16 protein-coding genes are annotated in these 18,465 nt (G+C 63.4%); 7 read left to right on the forward strand and 9 right to left on the reverse strand.

The annotated features are described in order from the left end of the window. Nucleotides 1-24 precede the first annotated feature (24 nt). From BZG29_RS22645 to BZG29_RS22660, 4 genes are read right to left on the reverse strand one after another with little or no spacing between them, the layout of a single operon-like run. Complete coding sequence (locus tag BZG29_RS22645; protein ID WP_077407756.1) at nt 25-2,190, reverse strand: DUF2235 domain-containing protein; 2,166 nt, start codon at nt 2,188-2,190, stop codon at nt 25-27. Nucleotides 2,191-2,194: 4 nt separating this feature from the next. Further along, nucleotides 2,195-2,650 (reverse strand): DUF3304 domain-containing protein, encoded by a 456-nt coding sequence (locus BZG29_RS22650; RefSeq protein ID WP_077407758.1) that lies wholly within the window; start codon nt 2,648-2,650, stop codon nt 2,195-2,197. A 38-nt stretch (nt 2,651-2,688) separates the two neighbouring features. Further along, a complete protein-coding gene (locus tag BZG29_RS22655; protein ID WP_077407760.1) occupies nt 2,689-3,618 on the reverse strand; it encodes a DUF4123 domain-containing protein in 930 nt (309 codons plus the stop codon). Nucleotides 3,619-3,631: 13 nt separating this feature from the next. After that, nucleotides 3,632-6,496, reverse strand: coding sequence for a type VI secretion system Vgr family protein (locus BZG29_RS22660; protein WP_077407762.1), 2,865 nt, complete (start codon nt 6,494-6,496; stop codon nt 3,632-3,634). 207 nt (nt 6,497-6,703) lie between these two features. Between BZG29_RS22660 and tal the strand changes: the two genes are divergently transcribed. Continuing rightward, the gene (gene tal / locus BZG29_RS22665) at nt 6,704-7,639 is read left to right on the forward strand and encodes a transaldolase (protein WP_077407764.1); all 936 of its coding nucleotides are present in this window, start codon (nt 6,704-6,706) and stop codon (nt 7,637-7,639) included. 66 nt (nt 7,640-7,705) lie between these two features. Here the strand turns inward: tal and BZG29_RS22670 are convergent, their stop codons facing one another. After that, nucleotides 7,706-8,563, reverse strand: a complete 858-nt coding sequence (locus BZG29_RS22670) for a hypothetical protein (protein ID WP_150131028.1) — start codon at nt 8,561-8,563, stop codon at nt 7,706-7,708. 167 nt (nt 8,564-8,730) lie between these two features. Between BZG29_RS22670 and BZG29_RS22675 the strand changes: the two genes are divergently transcribed. From BZG29_RS22675 to BZG29_RS22685, 3 genes are all read left to right on the forward strand, one after another. Then, a complete protein-coding gene (locus tag BZG29_RS22675; RefSeq protein ID WP_077407768.1) occupies nt 8,731-9,822 on the forward strand; it encodes a patatin-like phospholipase family protein in 1,092 nt (363 codons plus the stop codon). Nucleotides 9,823-9,944: 122 nt separating this feature from the next. Then, on the forward strand, nt 9,945-11,663 hold the full coding sequence (locus BZG29_RS22680) for a methyl-accepting chemotaxis protein (protein WP_077407770.1): 1,719 nt from the start codon (nt 9,945-9,947) through the stop codon (nt 11,661-11,663). A gap of 130 nt (nt 11,664-11,793) precedes the next feature. Beyond that, the gene (locus BZG29_RS22685) at nt 11,794-12,981 is read left to right on the forward strand and encodes a tetratricopeptide repeat protein (protein WP_150131029.1); all 1,188 of its coding nucleotides are present in this window, start codon (nt 11,794-11,796) and stop codon (nt 12,979-12,981) included. 18 nt (nt 12,982-12,999) lie between these two features. On the opposite strand, the gene hemW is transcribed toward BZG29_RS22685, so the two are convergent. The 3 genes from hemW to rph all read right to left on the reverse strand — a co-directional run bounded on the left by hemW (nt 13,000) and on the right by rph (nt 15,722). After that, nucleotides 13,000-14,274: a radical SAM family heme chaperone HemW gene (gene hemW, locus BZG29_RS22690; RefSeq protein WP_077407772.1), complete on the reverse strand. Its 1,275-nt coding sequence runs from the start codon at nt 14,272-14,274 to the stop codon at nt 13,000-13,002. Next, complete coding sequence (rdgB, locus tag BZG29_RS22695; RefSeq protein ID WP_077407774.1) at nt 14,271-14,855, reverse strand: RdgB/HAM1 family non-canonical purine NTP pyrophosphatase; 585 nt, start codon at nt 14,853-14,855, stop codon at nt 14,271-14,273. Before rdgB ends, hemW begins: the two co-directional genes overlap by 4 nt. Nucleotides 14,856-14,993: 138 nt before the next feature. Further along, complete coding sequence (gene rph, locus BZG29_RS22700) at nt 14,994-15,722, reverse strand: ribonuclease PH (protein WP_034787067.1); 729 nt, start codon at nt 15,720-15,722, stop codon at nt 14,994-14,996. Between the two features lie 302 nt (nt 15,723-16,024). Between rph and BZG29_RS22705 the strand changes: the two genes are divergently transcribed. Then, nucleotides 16,025-16,915 (forward strand): YicC/YloC family endoribonuclease, encoded by an 891-nt coding sequence (locus tag BZG29_RS22705; protein ID WP_077407776.1) that lies wholly within the window; start codon nt 16,025-16,027, stop codon nt 16,913-16,915. A 7-nt stretch (nt 16,916-16,922) separates the two neighbouring features. Here the strand turns inward: BZG29_RS22705 and BZG29_RS22710 are convergent, their stop codons facing one another. After that, complete coding sequence (locus BZG29_RS22710; protein WP_077407778.1) at nt 16,923-17,333, reverse strand: DoxX family protein; 411 nt, start codon at nt 17,331-17,333, stop codon at nt 16,923-16,925. A 210-nt stretch (nt 17,334-17,543) separates the two neighbouring features. On the opposite strand from BZG29_RS22710, the gene gmk reads away from it, so the two are divergent. Then, on the forward strand, nt 17,544-18,182 hold the full coding sequence (gene gmk / locus BZG29_RS22715; protein WP_077407781.1) for a guanylate kinase: 639 nt from the start codon (nt 17,544-17,546) through the stop codon (nt 18,180-18,182). A gap of 52 nt (nt 18,183-18,234) precedes the next feature. After that, a complete protein-coding gene (rpoZ, locus tag BZG29_RS22720) occupies nt 18,235-18,438 on the forward strand; it encodes a DNA-directed RNA polymerase subunit omega (protein WP_010400723.1) in 204 nt (67 codons plus the stop codon). Nucleotides 18,439-18,465: the final 27 nt, after the last annotated feature.

Below are 18,465 nucleotides of genomic sequence, written 5' to 3' on the forward strand. Positions count from 1 at the left end.
CTCCAGCCGCGCTGAAATCACGCTCTATGCGAGCGCCTCGATCCGCGTTGCAGAGCGCCGCTGCGCCAGGTAAATCTCTTCATCGGCTTTGGCCTGCGCAATATCCTGTGTTAAGTTTTCGCTCCACACGAATTCTTCGGGTCCTTCTTTCGCCTGGATGCCGGCCGTCGGCATGCGTTGCAGTTCCTTCTCGTGCACGCTTTTCCGGAAGAAGCCGCTTTGCGGGTAATAGCCTCGGCGCAAGATATAACCACCGCCCTCGCGACGCGTATAGGTTTGCGTCGTGATCAACCCGCTGCGCATGTCGGCGCTGTCGGCATCCGTACGGATTGGGTAGGGGGTGCCGTACTGCGCTTCCTTGACCAGTGCTTCCTCTTCCGGCGTCAATGCTTCGCCATTCTTCTGTTTCAGTTGCGCGGCTTCGGTCTTTCGGCTGAGCTCATATACGCGTTTATAAAAGCCGTCTTTAGGCGGTTTATCGGCGAACGAGGCGATCCTGGCCCGCTTGTCGTATTCAGTCACTTCGCCAGCCATATAAAATCCGGCCAGGGAATCATGCACATAGTCGTCAAAAAAACGCATCACTTCGGGCGGCAGCGGTTCGGGGTGATCGAATATGTCGAGCGCAAATTCTTCCCATTTGTCCAAGGGCGTGTGGTTTTGGGCCCGATAATATTGCCAGTGGTTGATGCGCGCAATATCCCGGGCGCTGAACGGCTGGCCCTCATCGCCGTGGCGGAAGGCTTTGCGCGCGCGCAACGCTTCCAGATCGCCTGCCAGCAAGCGGTTGTAGGATCCCAGATCCTCCCGCTCCTGCGCGCTGGCCGCCTTGAAGCTGGCCGTGGCTTCCAGGGTCTTGACGCGCACGGCGCGCCAGCGGTAATACAGCTCCATATGCTTGCTCAGCAAGGCGCCTTGCTTGTTAAGCTCGGCGGTATATGCTTCCCATGCCTTGGCAAGCTCTTGACTGACCTGGAAATCATCTCGGTCCGTTGTCTCCAGTTCGCTGAACGGCCTCAAAGGCACGCCCTTGAGGCGCGCCTCCTTGAACATGTGCGCCAGCGGGATTTGCGACAGCAAGGCCGCTTGTCCGCCACGCCCCTTTCCCTGCTCCCCCGGACCATAGCCGCCTCCGACGTCGGAGTGCACGCCAGGAAAATACACTTCCTCGATTTTCCCTGTCAGGCGCGTGACGGGAAAATTCATGCGCTGCTCATGCGTGGCAATGCAATGCAAGCCTGCCATGACGCAGGGTGGCAACGGCTTGAGCAATTCATTGGCCCAGGCCCAATGGCCATCGAACATCGCGCCAGGCGCGATCGTGGTTTTCGCTACAGACGCCGAGCTGCCCACGGTTGCCACCGTGTCGAAGACGCCAAGAAAATCGATGCTGGCGAGAATGCCGGCAAACTTCTGCACCTTATCTTTGGGCGGCGTGAGCAAATCGGCAAACAGCTGGCAAAACGCCACCGCTTCGGCGGCGCCACGCGAAAAACCGAACACGGACAGGGTCAGCGATGGAATGTGCGGCTTCGCTTGTGCCGCCATCGCCGCTTTGAGTTTTTCAATATGCTCAGCGAACCAGTCAGAGTGGGTCATGAAGCGCTCTCTGCCAGTTGAGGGATGCGCTACCTTTTTGTGGCCTACGTCATTATCATAAGTACGGACAAGTTCGCCAGCCTCATCTGATTCGTACAGTAACTTACCAACAAGAGTCCGATGAACTGCATTTAAAACCTGCAACAATCCCCATATAATGCGCGGCTGCCCTCCTTTGGCAAAAGCCTTTCCCTCGTCCGATTCAGTCAACTCACCTATTTCCTTAAATGGCGTTCCCACGCCAGGAATGTAATATCGGTAATAACCGGCATCCCGCTTATCAGACGGAAAAGCAGAAAATAAACGCGCCACATTACTATGACTGGCCTCATTGGCGTCTATCACAACATTATTTATAGGGGTAGGCTTCTTCGTTCTCGGATCGAGCACGCCTGTCCTAACCCCATTCCTATCGCGCTCCAGGTTATTATTGGTTCCATCAAAGAAAATTCCAACCCTTACCGGAATACTGCACGGCGAGCTATCTTTATTATCACATGCCACCTTCGCAATTTTGGATTGCTCTGGCGTCGACGGTTTAAGAAAAGAATCGACGGGAAACGGCGCGGAATTAGGAGTTTCACTGATCATAATATCAAGGGATATTGGCAGGTTTTCCGGAATGAAGAATGGGATGATTCTTACTATCGCCGTCCACATTTGACACAACCACTCTCACTTCGTCATTGGGAAAAAAATGCATATAGATATCTCCGGGCCTATCATATTTTTCCACTTCCACCATTTTTTCTTTGACAATATGCGTATGTTCTTCTGGCATATCCCATCGCACCCGGACCATCATTCCCGGATACCATACCCGCGGGATGGATGCGCAGCAAACTTCGGCTCCCCCCGCTCCCCACCTGGCCATATTGGCCCCTCCCGCCCCATCAACCGATGCGGAATAAATATACTTCCCCGTATGATTGACAATACCCACCTGCGCCGTCGCGGTAGTCCTTGGACCGGCTTCCTCAACCTGCCTGGCCTTGAGGGCGCAGCCGCTCAGCAGCAAGGCCGTGCCAAGATACATAATCCATTTCATCATTTTTCCTTTTATAAAAGTAAGCAGTCGAAGAAACAAGGCTAGGCACCCGAGCGCGCCTGCCAGAAATCGTCGGGCAGCGTGTCGAGCTCGGACAGGTAATTCGCCCCCTGGCGCGTGCGCCGCAACAGGCTGGCCATCGCAGGATGCAAGGTAAAATCGTCGGCCAGCATCAAGGCCAGGGCGCTGAAATGCTGACGCTGGCCCGCCGCCTCGATGCCGCTGGCGTTTGCCACAAGCAAATGACGCGCCACGCGCGCGTGACACTCGGCCGGGGTGCCGGAATGAAACAGGTCCGGCTGCACATCATGCAGATTGGCCATGATGGCATCGGCTTCGGCGATATCCACCAGGGAGGCAAAGGCGGTGTCGCCGAGGGGGAATTTGTCAAACTCCGCAGGGACGGGACTGGGCTGCGCCTCGCCCTGCCAACTGATCAGGGAGCCATCGCGCCGCAGCGACCACCAGCGGTAGATGGGGCTCAGCAAATGCGCAGACTGGGTTTCAGTCAAGGCTGCCAGCAGGGCCGGCAATATGCGCGTATCGGCCCAGCGCACGGGCCATTCGACGGTGTCTGGCGTGATGGCAATCAAATAGGGGCGCAAATGCTGCTCCAGCTGGCCGATATCGAGCGTGCTGGCGATGATGCTGAGCATGGGCTTGCCTGCGCACAGCGAAAACAGGCGCTGCAGCCACGCAGCCTGCTCGCTGCTTGTCGATGGCGCCGCCATTAAATGCGGTGCGGCGCTCTTGAAGTTTTGCAGCGAGGTGTGCGCATACAGCGACTGGCGCCGCAAGCGGCTCGGGTAGCGCTTGGTGAAAAACTCCTCATCGCAAGCGCCGTCGAGCAGCGCCAGCAGGTGCAAGGGCTGGCCGCCGTTCGTCACCGTCGCCTCCTCACGCAAGGCCTGCAGTTGCTGCACGATCAAGTCGGGTACTGCCGCGTCAGGAATATCGATGGCAAAGTACATCAGGGCTCCTTTTCTAGGCTGCCATGGGTGCAACAAACGGACTACCGCTACGCAACGCCGCCAGCAGGCACGCCTTGCAGACGCTGGCAGGCAGCGCCGGCAACGGATAAGCCAGCCTTTCCGGCCCCGTAAAACTCTTCTTGCCGGCATGCACCGTGATCTTGCCCGGACATTGCACGGTGATATTGCCGCCCTCGATCGTGATGTTCGCCCCACCTGCCGTCGACAAACGGATGCTTTTCGCCGCCGCCCAGTCGATGTGCGCGGCGGCGCTGACGATGTTGACTTCCTCGCGCGCCTGCACGTTGAGCACGTCGGCCTGCGCCTGCAGGTCGATGGATTGCTTGGCGGCGATCAGTTGCAAGCCGATATTGTTCTCGCCCGCCTTGACGACGCCGGCCAGGGCGCCGATGGCTTGCCCGCTGTGCACGCGCAGCTGGCCGCCGCCGACGAACTGGGTGTCCTGGCCGCTCATCAGGGAGGTGGTTTCGCCATTCGCCAGCTGGATATCCTGGCCCGCCAGCACGCCCAGGCCGGCGCGGGCGGCGATGGCGATGATGGCGTCGCTGCTGTGCGGCAACTTGTCGTCGCCGGGGCTGGTCGGCTTGCCCGCCGCGTCGCGCCTGGCGGCGGCCGTATCGTCCTGGCTCAGCATGCCGGAGACGCTGGTCAAAAACGCCGGCAAGGGCGCCGCCTTCTCGTCGAGCACGCTGGCATTCGCCTTGGCTGGCCCCAGGTGGCTGGCATACGCGACCGTCTTGTGCGTGACGGCGGCGGCGCTGAAGGTTGCACCCAGCTTGGCGGCCTGCTTGAGCAAGACCATGCCCGGCGCATTGTCGCCGGCCGGATCGCGCGCCTGCGCGTCGTGGTCGACGAGGTAGCTGGAAATCAGGAGCCCGGCACCGGCCCGCACGGCGCCGTAAGCGTCGGTGCGCAGCTCGGCGCCCGTGCCGCGCAGGCTGCCCCGGTAATTGTCGGCCGCATGGATCAGGTGGCCAAGATTGAGTTCGCTTGCCGCATGGCTGCTCTTGAGCTGGATGCGCCCCTGCTGGTCGGTATCGTCGAACAGCAGCTGGTTATAGCCAGAGCCGGAGCCGGCGGCGCCGAATTCCTTGCTGCGGATGCCCCACTGCGCCGCGCCGTTGCGGTGGCCGGCGCTGCCGCCGGCCGCGCCATGCCAGAGCGGGCTATTGCCGCCGGCCACGTTGCCCTGCGCCGACGGCGCATGGTCGCGCGCCGGCTCGAAGACGCTGGCATCGGACGGTTGCTCGGCCAGGCCGCCCGGCGAGGGCGCGACGCCGCCCTCGCCCTGCCCGTTGTACAGGGCGCCGACGATGATGGGGCGGTCGATATCGTTTTCCAGGAATTGCACCAGCACTTCCTGGCCGATGCGCGGCAGGAACTGGCTGCCCATGCCGCCGCCGGCCGAGCGCTGCGCCACGCGTACCCAGCAGGTGGCGCCGCCCTCCTGCTGCCAGTGAAAACGGATGCGCACCCGCCCCAGCCTGTCGCAATGGATCTCGCTGCCACCGCTGGCACTGGCGCCGCCGTCGGCGCCGACGACGATGGCGCTCTGGCTGCCGCGGGCCGTCGGTGTAGGATGGTGGCGCGCGTCGTTGTCGCCATGCACAGGCCGCCATGGCGTCGCCGCGGCAATCATCTCGATGCAGTTGGCGTAACCGCTGGCTTGCGCCTGGGCGATCGCGGCGGCAAAGTCGGAAAAACCGTCGCCCAGCCCTGGCATGGCTTCGTCCAGCAGTTCGGGCACCGGGCCGAACAGTTCAGCCAGCGCCTGCGAGGCGGGCGCCGGCAGGTTGTTGAAACCGATGCTGGCCACCCGGAGCACGACATAGTCGGACGCGGCGCCATCGGCCTGCGGCAACGGTCCCTGCGTCAGGGTAAACCGCGTGCCGGCACGCAAGGTGCGTACCGTCGAGCGCGCCTGCCACAACTGGGCGCGCGCTTCGCGGGCCTGCATCTGCAACGCGGCATAGTGCTGTGCCTGCGCGCCATTCGCATACCAGTACTGGCCCGGCGTATCGTAGCTTTCCAGCACCGGCGCATGCTGGCCGCCGATGGCCATATTCGTCGGCACGCTGGCGGCGACCGCCTTCTTGGCCTTGTAATCGTAGCTCAGCACGCTGCTCAGCCCGACGTGCAGGCTGCGCCGCGCGCACAGCGCCTGCACGCTGTCGCTCGCTTCGCCGGCCCTGGCGCCATGAAAGCGCAAGCCGCCGCCTTGCACGCTGCTGGCATCCTCGGGCGTGGCGCAGGGCTGGCTGCTGTCGGCGAACAAAATCAGTGTGTGCGCGTCGAAGCGCCAGGCGATGCCCTCTTCCGTCAACAGCCGGCGCACGAAATCGAAGTCCGATTCCCGGTACTGGCAGCAATAGCTGCGCTCGCCCGCCTGCTGCATGCACTGCGCCACCTCGTCGCTCCATTGCCACAGGGCATGCGGCGCATAGGCTTGCAATACCTCGTCGACGATGGCCGTCACGCTCCGATCTTGCCAGACGCGGCTGTTACGCACTTGCGTCAGCAGCCACAGCCAGGGCGTGATGCGCAGCCGGTAGCGCGCCAGGCCGCCATTGCTGCCCAGCATGGCCGCCGCGCTGATATAGCCGGAAAACTGCGTGCGCGTGCCGTCGGCCAGGCTGATTTGCAGGCTGGCCGGCTGGCCCAGCAGGGAGGCCAGCGCAACATCGGCATTCGTGGACAAGGCGATAATCTCGCGCGCGCCAAGCTCCTGCAGCCGTTCATCGGCGGCAAAGGCTTCGACCAGCAAGCCGCTGTCCTGGCCATCGTCGCCGATGGCCAATGCATACAGGCGCGTCGCGCCATTGAAGGCGGCTACCGCGCTAACGATATCTTGTGTCAAAGGATGCTCTTCATCTGGAAAATGGCATCGCACATTACTTGTCAAAACAATGTGCAAAATAAACAAGTCCAGGCAATTATGCGCGAGTTCTTAAAAAAGCAAGATTCAATTGAACAAGGAGTGCGCGGGGAAGACAATAGTCGAGGCTTCATGCAAGGGATTCGGTACAATACTCCGGCAAGCCCATTCACTCTTTCCCGTGCAGCCATGAACCAACTCGAACAACTGAAGCAATTTACTACCGTGGTGGCCGACACCGGCGACTTCCAATCGATCCAGGCTTACACGCCGCGCGATGCGACGACGAATCCGTCGCTGATCCTGAAGGCCGTGCAAAAGGATGAATACAAGCCGCTGCTGGAAAAGGCCGTGCGCGACCATCCGAATGCCTCCACCGCCGAAATCATCGACCGCCTCTTGATCGCGTTTGGCGTGGAAATCCTGCAAACTATCCCCGGCCGCGTCTCCACCGAAGTCGATGCGCGCCTGTCGTTCGACACGGAAGGTACTGTCGCCAAGGGCCGCGACCTGATCGCCCTGTATTCGAACGCTGGCATTCCACGCGAGCGCGTGCTGATCAAGATCGCTTCCACCTGGGAAGGCATCCGCGCCGCCGCCATCCTGGAAAAGGAAGGCATCCGCTGCAACATGACCCTGCTGTTCTCGCTGGCCCAGGCCATCGCCTGCGCCGAAGCGGGCGCGCAGCTGATTTCGCCGTTCGTCGGCCGCATCTACGACTGGTACAAGAAATCGACGGGCATCGACTACGTGGGCGCGGAAGACCCGGGCGTGCAATCGGTCCGCCGCATCTACAATTACTACCGCAAGTTCGGCTACAAGACCGAGGTGATGGGCGCGAGCTTCCGCAACACCTCGCAAATCCTCGAACTGGCCGGCTGCGACCTGCTCACCATCAGCCCCGACCTGCTGCAAAAGCTGGCCGACAGCGATGCGCCGGTGGAGCGCAAGCTGAGCGCCGAAGCGGCGCCATCGACCAACATCGTGCAGATGTCGCTGAATGAAGAGGCCTTCCGCTTCATGATGAATGAAGACGCGATGGCGACGGAAAAACTGGCCGAAGGCATCCGCGCCTTCTGCGTCGACTCCGGCAAGCTGAAACAGATGATCTCGGCACTGCGCTAAGCACGACTGGCGTAAAAAAGCGGCGTCCGTGCAGTGCACGGCGCCGCTTTTTTCATGTCCGCGCCATCAGGAGCAGCGGAAGGTCGCTACGCCCTGGTAATTGGCGCCGTTGGCCATGACCACCTTGTAACCGCCCGTAACCAGGTAGGTTCCCGTGCCGCCGTCCCCCAGCGCCAGCAGCATGCCAGAGCTGCCGCCCAGGAAGCCGCCGCTGATGACCGTCATGTCCGGCGTGTTGATCGTGCCGGTGCCGCTGGCCTTGCCAGTGCTGCCGCCGGCCGTGGCATCGACCGTCATGGCCAGCGCGGCGCCCGTCGCGCCGAAAGCCAAGGTGGCGCTGCCGCTGGCCGTGCCGAAATAGCCGTCCTGCTGCACGCTGGCGCCGCCCGTGTAGCTGGGTGCCGTGAACTTGCCCGCATCGCATTGGAAGGCGCCGGTGAAGGGCAAGGCCGCCACCGTGTTGTAGACGCTGTAATGGGCACTGGCATTGTTGCCGCTCATGACGGTAGTGCCGCTGCTGCGCGTGAGGGTGCCGGTGAACCAGCGTCCCTGCGCAAATGCCGCGTCGCCGACGACGTCGCGCGTGATGGCGGGCGTGCCGCTGAAGCTGATGCCCGATATCCCGCTCAGGGCGCCGGAACTGTCTTGCGCCACGCTGCCCAAGGTGCCGTAGGCCTGGCTGGCAACGGCCAGCAACAGATAGCGCGGACTCAGCCCCTTCGCAAACGGCGCGCTGACGCTGCCCGTGTCGATTCCGGCAGGTGGCGGGGTAACCGGCGTCACCGGAGGGAGTGGATTGACGGGCGTGGCCGGATTCACGGCGACCTGGGTATCGGAGGAGGAAGAGCCGCCGCCACAGGCACTGAGGGCGGCAGCCAGCAAGACTGGCAGAACAAGGCGGAAGGCGCAGATTGGTTGTTTCATGTATTCCTTATGATTCAAAAAAGCAAAGACGGCACGCTTGCATGGCATCTTTATATTTCAAATAATATTGCTTTTTACTCTCAACTGTCGCACGCCTGTGACCGCGTATGGGCGCGGCATGACGCTACAATCGCTACAATAGGCAATCGCCACCAGCCGCCACGCGCATGTCCTCCCCCCTGCCTGCTTCGTCCGCCATCACCATCCGCCTGGGCCGCCGCGCCCGCGCCCGCATTGCCGACAACGGCTTGCGCGCGCTTGACGTCGCCATCGTCCCTGCCGCCGCGGGCGGGCCGAAAGGCTTGATCCTGCACCAGCTCGATTGCTGGCTGTTTGGCGACTTCCTGGCGCAAGCGCCGCGCCCGCGCCACTTCGTCGGCGCGTCGATCGGCGCCTGGCGCATGGCCGCCGCCGTGTTTCCCGATCCGGTGGCAGCGCAGCGCCGCCTGGTGCGCGAATACGTGGGCCAGCGCTACCCCGACAAACCCGACGCGGCGCACGTCAGCCGCACCTGCCGCGCCCTGCTCGACGCCGTCCTCGATGGCCAGGATGCGCAGCTGCTGCAACACGCGCGGCACAGCCTGTCGGTGCTGGCCGTGCGCGGCATCGGCGCGCTGGCGCAGCCGGGCAAATGGCGCGACCGGCGCGGCTTCCTGCTGGCTGCCGCTGGCAACGCCGTGGCGCGCGCGCGCCTGGCCGCCTCGCTGGAACGCGCGGTGTTCCATGCAGGGCCGGACGGCGCCAGCTGGCTGCGCTCGCGCTTCGACGCCTTTCAGTCCCATTTCGTGCCGCTGGCGCAAGACAACCTGCGCGACGCGCTGCTGGCCTCCGGTTCCATCCCGCTCGTGCTCGATGCGGTCACGGACATCGCCGGCGCGCCGCCGGGGCGCTACTGGGATGGCGGCCTGGTCGACTACCATCTGCACCTGCCCTACCAGCGCGAACCGGACCTGGTGCTGTACCCGCACTTTGCCGGCCATATCGTGCCGGGCTGGCTGGACAAGGCCATGCCCTGGCGCCGCGCGCGCAGCGGCGATAGCGCGCTCGACAACATGATCCTCGTCTCGCCCTCGCCCGCCTTCGTGGCCAGCTTGCCCAACGGCAAGCTGCCGGACCGGCGCGACTTCGCCCATTACGGGCAAGACCACGCGGCGCGCATGCGCGACTGGCGCCGCGCCATCGCGGAAAGCGAGCGCATGGCGGCCGCCTTCGCCCGCTGGGCCGAGCAGCCGGACCTGCGCCAGGCGCTCGATCTGTAGCACGGGCGAGACTGCAACAGGCGCCAAAACAAGCGCGCTTTTCCCTCGCCTATTGGTCACTTATCAGTGCATACTATGTCGCACAGGCAACCTTCAATCCCTCTGCGACAGGAGTTCCGACCATGCACGCCCTCTCCCACCTTCGTATCGGCACGCGCCTGGCTGCAGGCTTCGCGCTGGTGCTGCTGCTGTCCGTGATCTCCACCTCGTACGCGCTGTACAGCGCCCACGTGAATGCCGAAGCGACGCGGCAAATGATGGAAAAGCCGCTGGCCAAGGAACGCCTCGTATCGGACTGGTACGTGCTGATTTACTCGGCCATCGCGCGCACCTCGATGATCGCCAGGAGCACCGATGAAACGCTGTCGAACGTGTTTGCCGACACCATCGCCGACAGCACAAAACAGGGCAGCGAACTGCTGAAGAAAATCGAGGCGCTGCTCGACAGCGATGAAGAAAAAGCCATCTTCAAGTCGTCCATCGCCGAGCGCGTCAAATATCAGGATGCCAAGACCCTGGTCATGAATGCGCGCAAGACGGGTAATGCGGCGCAGGCGGAAAGCACCTACCGCGACAGCTTCGCGCCGGCCGCCACCAAGTACCAGAACAACGTCAAGGCCCTGCTGGCGCAGCAGCGCCAAGCCATCGACGCCACGGCGCAAGCCATCGAAGCGGCCAACGAACGCAGCTTCACCCTGCTGCTGACCTTGTGCGCGCTGGTGGTGGCCCTGGGCAGCGTCTGCGCCTGGCTGATCACGCGCTCGATCACCCAACCGTTGAAAGCCGCCGTGAAGGTGGCCGAAACGGTGGCCGACGGCGACTTGCGCACGCATTTCGGCGCGCCCGCCAGCGATGAAATCGGCGACCTGATGCGCGCGCTGCACGGCATGAACGAGGCGCTGCGCAAGGTGGTGTCGGAAGTGCAGACGGGCACCAATGCGATTGCCACGGCGTCGGGCGAAATCGCCGCCGGCAACCAGGATTTGTCGGCGCGCACGGAACAGCAGGCCAGTTCGCTCGAAGAAACGGCATCGTCGATGGAAGAACTGACCAGCACCGTGAAGCAGAATGCGGACAATGCGCGCCAGGCCAACCAGATGGCGGTGGCCGCCTCCGGCGTGGCCGAACGGGGCGGCAGCATCGTCAGCCAGGTGGTCGACACCATGGGTGCCATCGATACGGCATCGACGAAAATCGTCGACATCATCGGCGTCATCGACGGCATCGCCTTCCAGACGAATATCCTGGCCTTGAACGCGGCCGTCGAAGCGGCCAGGGCCGGTGAGCAGGGACGCGGCTTTGCCGTCGTCGCCACAGAAGTGCGCAGCCTGGCGCAACGCTCGGCTGCCGCGGCGCGCGAAATCAAGACCCTGATCGGCGACTCGGTGGAGCAGGTCAACAACGGCACGCGGCTGGTGCAGCAGGCCGGCAGCACCATGGGCGAAGTGGTCGACAGCGTGCGCCGCGTCACCGACATCATGGCCGAGATCACTGCCGCCAGCGCCGAGCAAAGCATGGGCATCGACCAGGTCAACCAGGCCATCGCGCAGATGGACCAGGTGACGCAGCAAAATGCGGCCCTGGTGGAGGAAGCGGCGGCGGCCGCCGAAAGCATGCAGGACCAGGCGGCGCGCCTGGCGCAAGTGGCGGCCGGCTTCCAGCTCGAACACATGGCTACAAAGGCGCCGGTACGCGCCGCGCGGCCGGCAACTACCCAGTTGGCCAGGCCGGCGGCCAGGAGCACGCCCGCCAGGCAGCCAGGCAGCGCGGCCAGGAGCACGCCTCCTGCGCGCAAGCCTCAGGCGCAGGTGGCGGGCGAGCAGGATTGGGAAGAGTTTTAAGGCTGACGGCAGCGCCAGTTGAAAGGGTTTGACAGCGCCCTGGCCCGCGAGGATACTTGTTTCAGGTGGCATGGCGCTCCACCGGCAGCAATACGTGTTGCGCCCGATATCGTTCTGCGGGAGTACGAACATGAAATGTATCAGCGGCATCAGCGAACAGCTGCGCCGGGGCTTCCTGCCCCCCTTGCTGCTGTGCGCAGCCCTTGCCGGCTGCGCCACGGCGCCCGCCACCCTGCCTCCGCCCGACCTTTTCAACGATGCCAGCTTTGCCGCGCCCACCATACCGGTCGACCCGCAGCAGGCGTTTGCCATGAGCGACGCCATGCGGCAATACGTGCGTGTCGATATCGCACGCGAGGCGCGCAACAAGAATCCCCGCCGGGCGCTCGCCGATGCCCTCCACAATCGGGCCGGGCTGCAACTGGAATACGATGCCGCCATGACGCGCACGGCGGCACAGGCGTTCGATGCGCGCAGCGGCAATTGCCTGTCGCTGGTGCTGATGACGGCCGCGCTGGCCAAGGAAATGGGACTCGATGTGCACTACCAGGTGGTCCTGGGAGATGAGAGCTGGAGCCGCAGCAGCGGCATGTATTTCGTTGCCGGCCACGTCAATCTCGCGCTAGAGCGCCGTGCCGCCAGCAATACCGTCGGCTACGACGCCGATGCCATCCTGCTCATCGACTTCCTGCCGGGCGAAGACCTCACCGGCCAGCGCACGCAGGAAGTGCGCGAAGCCACCATCCTGGCCATGTACCTCAACAATCGCGCCGCCGAAACCATGGCCAGCGGCGAGCTCGATCAAGCCTACTGGTATGCCCGCGCAGCCATCCTGCAAGACCCCACGTTTGCGGGCGCCTTGAATACACTGGGCATCATCCAGTTGCGCCACGGCGACATCGAGCCGGCGCGGCGCACGCTCGCTTACGCACTGGAACGCTCGCCATCGAACGCCGTGCTGCTGTCCAACCTGGCGCAGGCACTCGACGGCCTGGGACGCACGGGCGAAGCGCAGCTGCTGCGGCGCAAATTGCTGGCCCTGCAGCCAGAGCCGCCCTTCCACTTTTTCAACCTGGGCCAGCGCGCCATGGAAACCGCCGACTACCAGGAAGCGGCACGCCTGTTCAAGCGCGAAATCGCGCGCGACCCCTACTACCATGAATTCCACTTCTGGCTGGCGCAGGCGTATGCGCGCATGGGCCAGCTGGCGCAGGCGGGCAGGCAGCTGGAACTGGCGATGGACAACAGCACCACGCGCAGCGAACACGGACTGTACGCGGCCAAGCTGCAGCGCCTGCGCGCCGCCAGCGCGCATTAGCAGGCGTCATTAAGGCAGTCAGTCTTCCAGGAACATCTGCTGCAGGTCATTCAGGAAGGACAGTCCCAGCGCCGTCGGGCGGATGACCTGGTGGTCGCGGTACAGCAAGCCTTTGGCTTCGGCCGCGTTCAGCGGCTGCTCGATGGCATTGAGGGCCAGGCCCGTACGCTCGGCGAACAGGTTCGGCGAAAAGCCCTGCGTCAGGCGCAGGGTATTGAGCATGAATTCAAAACCCATTTCCTCGCGCGCCAGTTCACGCTCTTCCTGCACCGGGTTACCGGCCAGTACCGCGTCCATGTAGGCGCGCGGCTGCTTGTAGCGGGCCTGGCGCAGCACGCGGTGCGGAAACGAAATCTTCGAATGGGCGCCTGCGCCGATGCCCAGGTAGTCGCCGAATTCCCAGTAATTGCGGTTGTGCTTTGCCTGGCGGCCCGGCTGCGCGTAGGCCGACACTTCATAGCGGCCATAGCCCGCCTGCGCCGCGCGCGCGGCCACCATGTCGGCGATATCGGCGCTCTCGTCGTCGTCCGGCAGCACGGGCGGATACTTGGCGAACAGCGTGTTCGGCTCCAAAGTCAGGTGGTACAGCGACAGGTGCGGCGGCGCGAACGACAGCGCCGTGTCCAGGTCCTGCTGCGCCTCGGCCAGGGTCTGCGTGGGCAGCGCATACATCAGGTCGAGATTGAAATTGTCGAAGTTCGCGTGCGCGATCTCCACCGCGCGGCGCGCTTCGTCATCGTCATGGATGCGGCCCAGCGCCTGCAGGTGGCGGCCGTTGAAACTCTGGATGCCGATCGACAGGCGGTTGATGCCGCTGGCCCGGTAAGACTTGAATTTTTCCGCTTCAAAGGTACCCGGATTGGCTTCCATGGTGATTTCGCAATCGGGCTCCAGGGGCAGCAAGGTGCGCACGTCCGACATCAGCCGATCCAGGCCCGCCGCCGACATCAGGCTGGGCGTGCCGCCGCCGATGAAGATGGTGTGGATCTTGCGGCCCCAGATCAGCGGCAGCGCCATTTCCAGGTCCAGGCGCAGGGCCGCCAGGTATTCGGCTTCCGGCAAGTCGCCGCGCACCTCGTGCGAATTGAAGTCGCAATACGGGCATTTCTTCACGCACCACGGGAAATGGATGTACAGCGACAGCGGCGGCAGGGCCGTCAGGTTCAGCGCGCCCGGCTGCAGGTATTTCAGGGCCGCCCCGGCCGCGCCGGAAAGGCCTTCCTGCGGCGCGGGCGACGCTCCGGGCCTGGCCGCCGACTTGGCAACGGCACCCACCAGTTTGATCGGGATCATCGCAGCTTTTCCACCAGCGCGCGCAGGGCCTGGCCGCGGTGCGACAGCGCGTTCTTTTCATCGGACGTCAGTTCGGCCGCGCACTTGCCCAGCGCGGGAATGAAGAAGTGCGGATCGTAGCCGAAGCCGCCGCTGCCGCGCGGCGCCTCGACCATTTCGCCATTCCAGCGGCCGTCAGCGATCACCGGCTGCGGGTCGTCCGCATGGCGCACGTACACCAGCACGCAGTAGTAATACGCGGACTTGTCGGCATGCGCTTCCAGGTCGGCGATCAGTTTGGCGCTGTTGGCCGCGTCCGATTTCGGCTCGCCCGCATAGCGGGCCGAGTACACGCCGGGCGCGCCGCCGAGCGCATTGACGCACACGCCGGAATCGTCGGCCAGCGCCGGCAGTCCCGTCAGGCGCGACGCGTGGCGCGCCTTCTGCAGGGCGTTTTCAACGAAGGTGTGGAACGGTTCGTCGCTTTCCGGCACATCGTACTCGCCCTGGGCATGGACGGAAAAACCGATGGTCGAGAGCAGCTCGTTGAATTCCTTGAGCTTGCCGGCGTTGTTGGAGGCGAGGATGAGGCGTTGGGTCATGTCAGTAGTCCGGTTGAAGTGCCGACATTGTAAACCTTTTGCGCTCCCCTCACCCTGGCCCGCTGCCGCGCTCAACGGCGGCAAATACGGGCTTGTTGCCCGGCGCGGCGGGCAGCGATGTGTAAATCTGTGTAAAGATCAGATCCCCAATGCCTGCTTCTGCAGGGCGATCAGGTCGGCGATGCCGCCCTGCGCCAGGTCCAGCAGGCGGTTCATGCCGGCGCGGTCGAAAGCGGCGCCTTCGGCCGTGCCCTGTACTTCGATGAAGTGGCCCGCTTCCGTCATCACCACGTTCATATCCGTGTCGCAGCCCGAGTCTTCCACATAGTCGAGGTCCAGCACCGGCATGCCCTGGTAGACGCCCACCGAGATGGCGGCGACAAAGCTTTTCACGGGGATGGCGGCGATCGCGCCGCGTGCCTGCAGCTGGGAAAACGCGTCATATGCGGCCACCATGGCGCCCGTGATCGAGGCCGTGCGCGTGCCGCCGTCGGCCTGGATCACGTCGCAATCGAGGTGCAAGGTGCGTTCGCCGAACGCCTGCAAATCGAAGGCGGCGCGCAGCGAGCGGCCGATCAGGCGCTGGATTTCCTGCGTGCGGCCGGACTGCTTGCCGCGCGCCGCTTCGCGGTCCATGCGCGTGTGCGTCGAGCGGGGCAGCATGCCGTACTCGGCCGTCAACCAGCCCTGGCCCTTGCCTTTCAGGAAACCCGGCACCTTGTCTTCGATGCTGGCGGTGCAGATGACCTTGGTGTCGCCGCACTCGATCAGCACCGAGCCTTCGGCATGCTTGGTGTACTGGCGGGTGATGCGGATGGCGCGCAGCGCGTCGACGGCGCGGCCGCTCGGGCGGGATTCAAATGTCATGGGATGTCCTGTGTGATTGGGGTTGCGGCAGCGATTTTACCACCGCGCGCCCGTCTATTTGCAGTCATGCAACAGCGCAAGACGCAATGGCAGGCGGCGCACACATGATCCCTACAATCCTGCCCCGCCAAACACAATTTTCTTTACAATGCCGTAAAACGCACACTATTCAGCAATTTTCAGGCCATCAGACCATGCGGTTCTGTTTTTGCGGCGCGGGCGGTATTGCCTGCGCTGGCTGATTAAGTGTATAAGTGACTGTATACAAGACCAAATCGGGGAATCCTTTGAGCATTTCAAGCATGACAGGCTACGCGGTTGCCACCAGCGAAGGTGCTGCAGGCACACTGACAATTGAAATCAAGAGCGTCAACTCGCGCTTTCTCGACCTGCAATTCCGGATCAACGACGATCTGCGGGCCCTGGAGCCTGACTTGCGCGCCGCCGTCATGTCCGCCATCACGCGCGGCAAAGTCGAGGTACGCCTGAGCTTTGGCCGCAAGGCCGCCACAAACGGCACGCAGGCGCTGAACCTGCCCTTGCTGGCCGAACTGGCGCGCCTGCAAAACGAAGTGGGCCAGCATTTCGTCTCCGCCCCCGTCATGACGGTGGCGGAACTGCTGCGCTGGCCTGGCGTCATCGAAGAAGCGCAAGTGGGACAGGAGTCCCTGCAGGCGGACGTGGGCGCGCTGACCAAACGCACCGTGGCCGCCTTCGTCGAGAGCCGCAAGCGCGAAGGCGCCGCGCTCGAAGCGGTGCTGGTGTCGCGCATCGAGGCGATGGAAGCCATCGTCAAGCGCATCACGCCCCTGATTCCGCAAGTGGTGGCGGCCTTCCAGCAAAAAGCCATCGAACGCATGCAGGATGCGCTGGGCCTGGCCAGCCAGGGCTCGAATTCGGCCCTGTCGCGCCAGGACGCCATGGAGCGCATCCGCCAGGAAGTCATCCTGTACGGCATCCGCATCGATGTGTCGGAAGAACTGGCGCGCCTGTCGGCCCACCTGGGCGAAACGCGCCACATCCTCACCAAGGGCGGACAAGTGGGCAAGCGCCTCGACTTCATGATGCAGGAACTGAACCGCGAAGCCAACACGCTGGGCGCCAAGGCGTCCGTCAAGGAACTGGCCGACGCCTCGATGGACTTGAAGCTGCTGATCGAGCAGATGCGCGAACAGGTGCAAAACCTGGAATAACCCCCCGTCAGGCCAGGCGCGCTCCGGCGCGCCCCTTGTCGCTGGCGGCGATGACGACGCAGGCGAAAAACAGCACGATGCTGTATTCCACGCCGCCGGCGCCATGCTCGCCCACGAACCAGCCCTTGGCCGCATGCACGATGGCGATGCCGCCGATGCAGATCACCATCAGCCCGGCCGCCGCCCAGCGCGTGTATTTGCCGGCGATGAGCAAACTGCCGCAAACGATCTCGACGACGGTAATCGCCCACACCACGGCCAGGCCGTAAATAAATCCCTTGTCTTCCAGGAAGCCGGCAAAGCGGGGAATGGTGCCATTGGCGATGCGCGTGATGGCGTGCGCCATGAACATCACGGCGATGGCCACGCGCAGCAACAACATGGCCTGGGCGGAACTGAGAAACGGGAAATTCTTCATGCGCGCATCCTGTCGGTAGAATAGTTATTGAGAAAAAACCATCCAAATTAGATAACTATTTCCTCAGGATAACAAGAAAAATATGCGCAAGCGGGGCGGCAAGGCGCATCGCGGGGCTGGCTCGCCGCCTTGCCTCTTGGTAAAATACCGAATTGGGCGGCGCCCATGCAAGCGCAAACGCCGCCATCACACGCATATGGAAAGATCCGCATGAGCCACCCTACCGCCTTCTCCGGCAGCCTGTTCGTGGTCGCCGCGCCCTCGGGCGCCGGCAAATCGACACTGGTCAATGCATTGCTGGCGCAAGAGCCCGGCATCAAATTGTCGATCTCGACCACCACCCGCGCGCCCCGTCCGGGCGAGCAGCATGGCCGCGAGTACTATTTCACGACGGCGGAAGACTTCGTCGCACGCGCCGACCAGGGCGAATTCCTGGAATGGGCGGAAGTGCACGGCAATTACTACGGCACGTCGCGCATCATGGTGGAGCAGCAAATGCTGGCCGGCACCGATATCCTGCTGGAAATCGACTGGCAGGGCGCGCGCCAGGTGCGCAAGCAATTCCCCCGCGCGGCCGGCATTTTCATCCTGCCGCCATCGATCGATGCGCTGGAAGAACGCTTGAACAAGCGCGGCCAGGACGAGCCGCACGTGATCACGCGCCGCCTGCTGGCGGCCGGCGGCGAAATCGCACACGCTCCCGAGTTCGAGTATGTTATTATCAATGAAGAGTTTACGGTCGCTTTGTCCGAACTGAGCGCGATCGTGAGAGCGGCCCGTTGCCGGTTTGCGCAACAAGCGGCCCGCAACGCATCGCTATTCGCCCAGCTGGGCCTGCACGCAGAGTAATTCGCCTGCACGCCAGTTCACACAGCACCACGCAAAAATTTTAGGAGTTACTATGGCCCGTATCACAATCGAAGATTGCCTGAAGCAGATCCCTAACCGTTTCCAGCTGACCCTGGCTGCGACTTATCGCGCACGTCAGTTGCTGCAAGGCCACACCCCTAAGGTGGAGGCCAAGGACAAGCCTACCGTTGTTGCACTGCGTGAAATCGCTGCCGGTAAAGTCGGCATCGAAATGCTGAAAAAGGTCCCGATGTAAGTGGGAACCCGCGTGCCGGAACAGTGC

Origin of the sequence: Janthinobacterium sp. LM6 (assembly GCF_002002885.1) — a bacterium.
Classification (GTDB): Bacteria; Pseudomonadota; Gammaproteobacteria; order Burkholderiales; family Burkholderiaceae_D; genus Janthinobacterium; species Janthinobacterium kumbetense.

Coding starts and splice junctions, on each gene's coding strand:
- BZG29_RS22645 (WP_077407756.1), bottom strand. CDS start 2,190: ATGATCAGTGAAACTCCTAATTCCGCGCCGTTTCCCGTCGATTCTTTT.
- BZG29_RS22650 (WP_077407758.1), bottom strand. CDS start 2,650: ATGATGAAATGGATTATGTATCTTGGCACGGCCTTGCTGCTGAGCGGC.
- BZG29_RS22655 (WP_077407760.1), bottom strand. CDS start 3,618: ATGTACTTTGCCATCGATATTCCTGACGCGGCAGTACCCGACTTGATC.
- tal (WP_077407764.1), top strand. CDS start 6,704: ATGAACCAACTCGAACAACTGAAGCAATTTACTACCGTGGTGGCCGAC.
- BZG29_RS22670 (WP_150131028.1), bottom strand. CDS start 8,563: ATGAAACAACCAATCTGCGCCTTCCGCCTTGTTCTGCCAGTCTTGCTG.
- BZG29_RS22675 (WP_077407768.1), top strand. CDS start 8,731: ATGTCCTCCCCCCTGCCTGCTTCGTCCGCCATCACCATCCGCCTGGGC.
- BZG29_RS22680 (WP_077407770.1), top strand. CDS start 9,945: ATGCACGCCCTCTCCCACCTTCGTATCGGCACGCGCCTGGCTGCAGGC.
- BZG29_RS22685 (WP_150131029.1), top strand. CDS start 11,794: ATGAAATGTATCAGCGGCATCAGCGAACAGCTGCGCCGGGGCTTCCTG.
- hemW (WP_077407772.1), bottom strand. CDS start 14,274: ATGATCCCGATCAAACTGGTGGGTGCCGTTGCCAAGTCGGCGGCCAGG.
- rdgB (WP_077407774.1), bottom strand. CDS start 14,855: ATGACCCAACGCCTCATCCTCGCCTCCAACAACGCCGGCAAGCTCAAG.
- rph (WP_034787067.1), bottom strand. CDS start 15,722: ATGACATTTGAATCCCGCCCGAGCGGCCGCGCCGTCGACGCGCTGCGC.
- BZG29_RS22705 (WP_077407776.1), top strand. CDS start 16,025: ATGACAGGCTACGCGGTTGCCACCAGCGAAGGTGCTGCAGGCACACTG.
- BZG29_RS22710 (WP_077407778.1), bottom strand. CDS start 17,333: ATGAAGAATTTCCCGTTTCTCAGTTCCGCCCAGGCCATGTTGTTGCTG.
- gmk (WP_077407781.1), top strand. CDS start 17,544: ATGAGCCACCCTACCGCCTTCTCCGGCAGCCTGTTCGTGGTCGCCGCG.
- rpoZ (WP_010400723.1), top strand. CDS start 18,235: ATGGCCCGTATCACAATCGAAGATTGCCTGAAGCAGATCCCTAACCGT.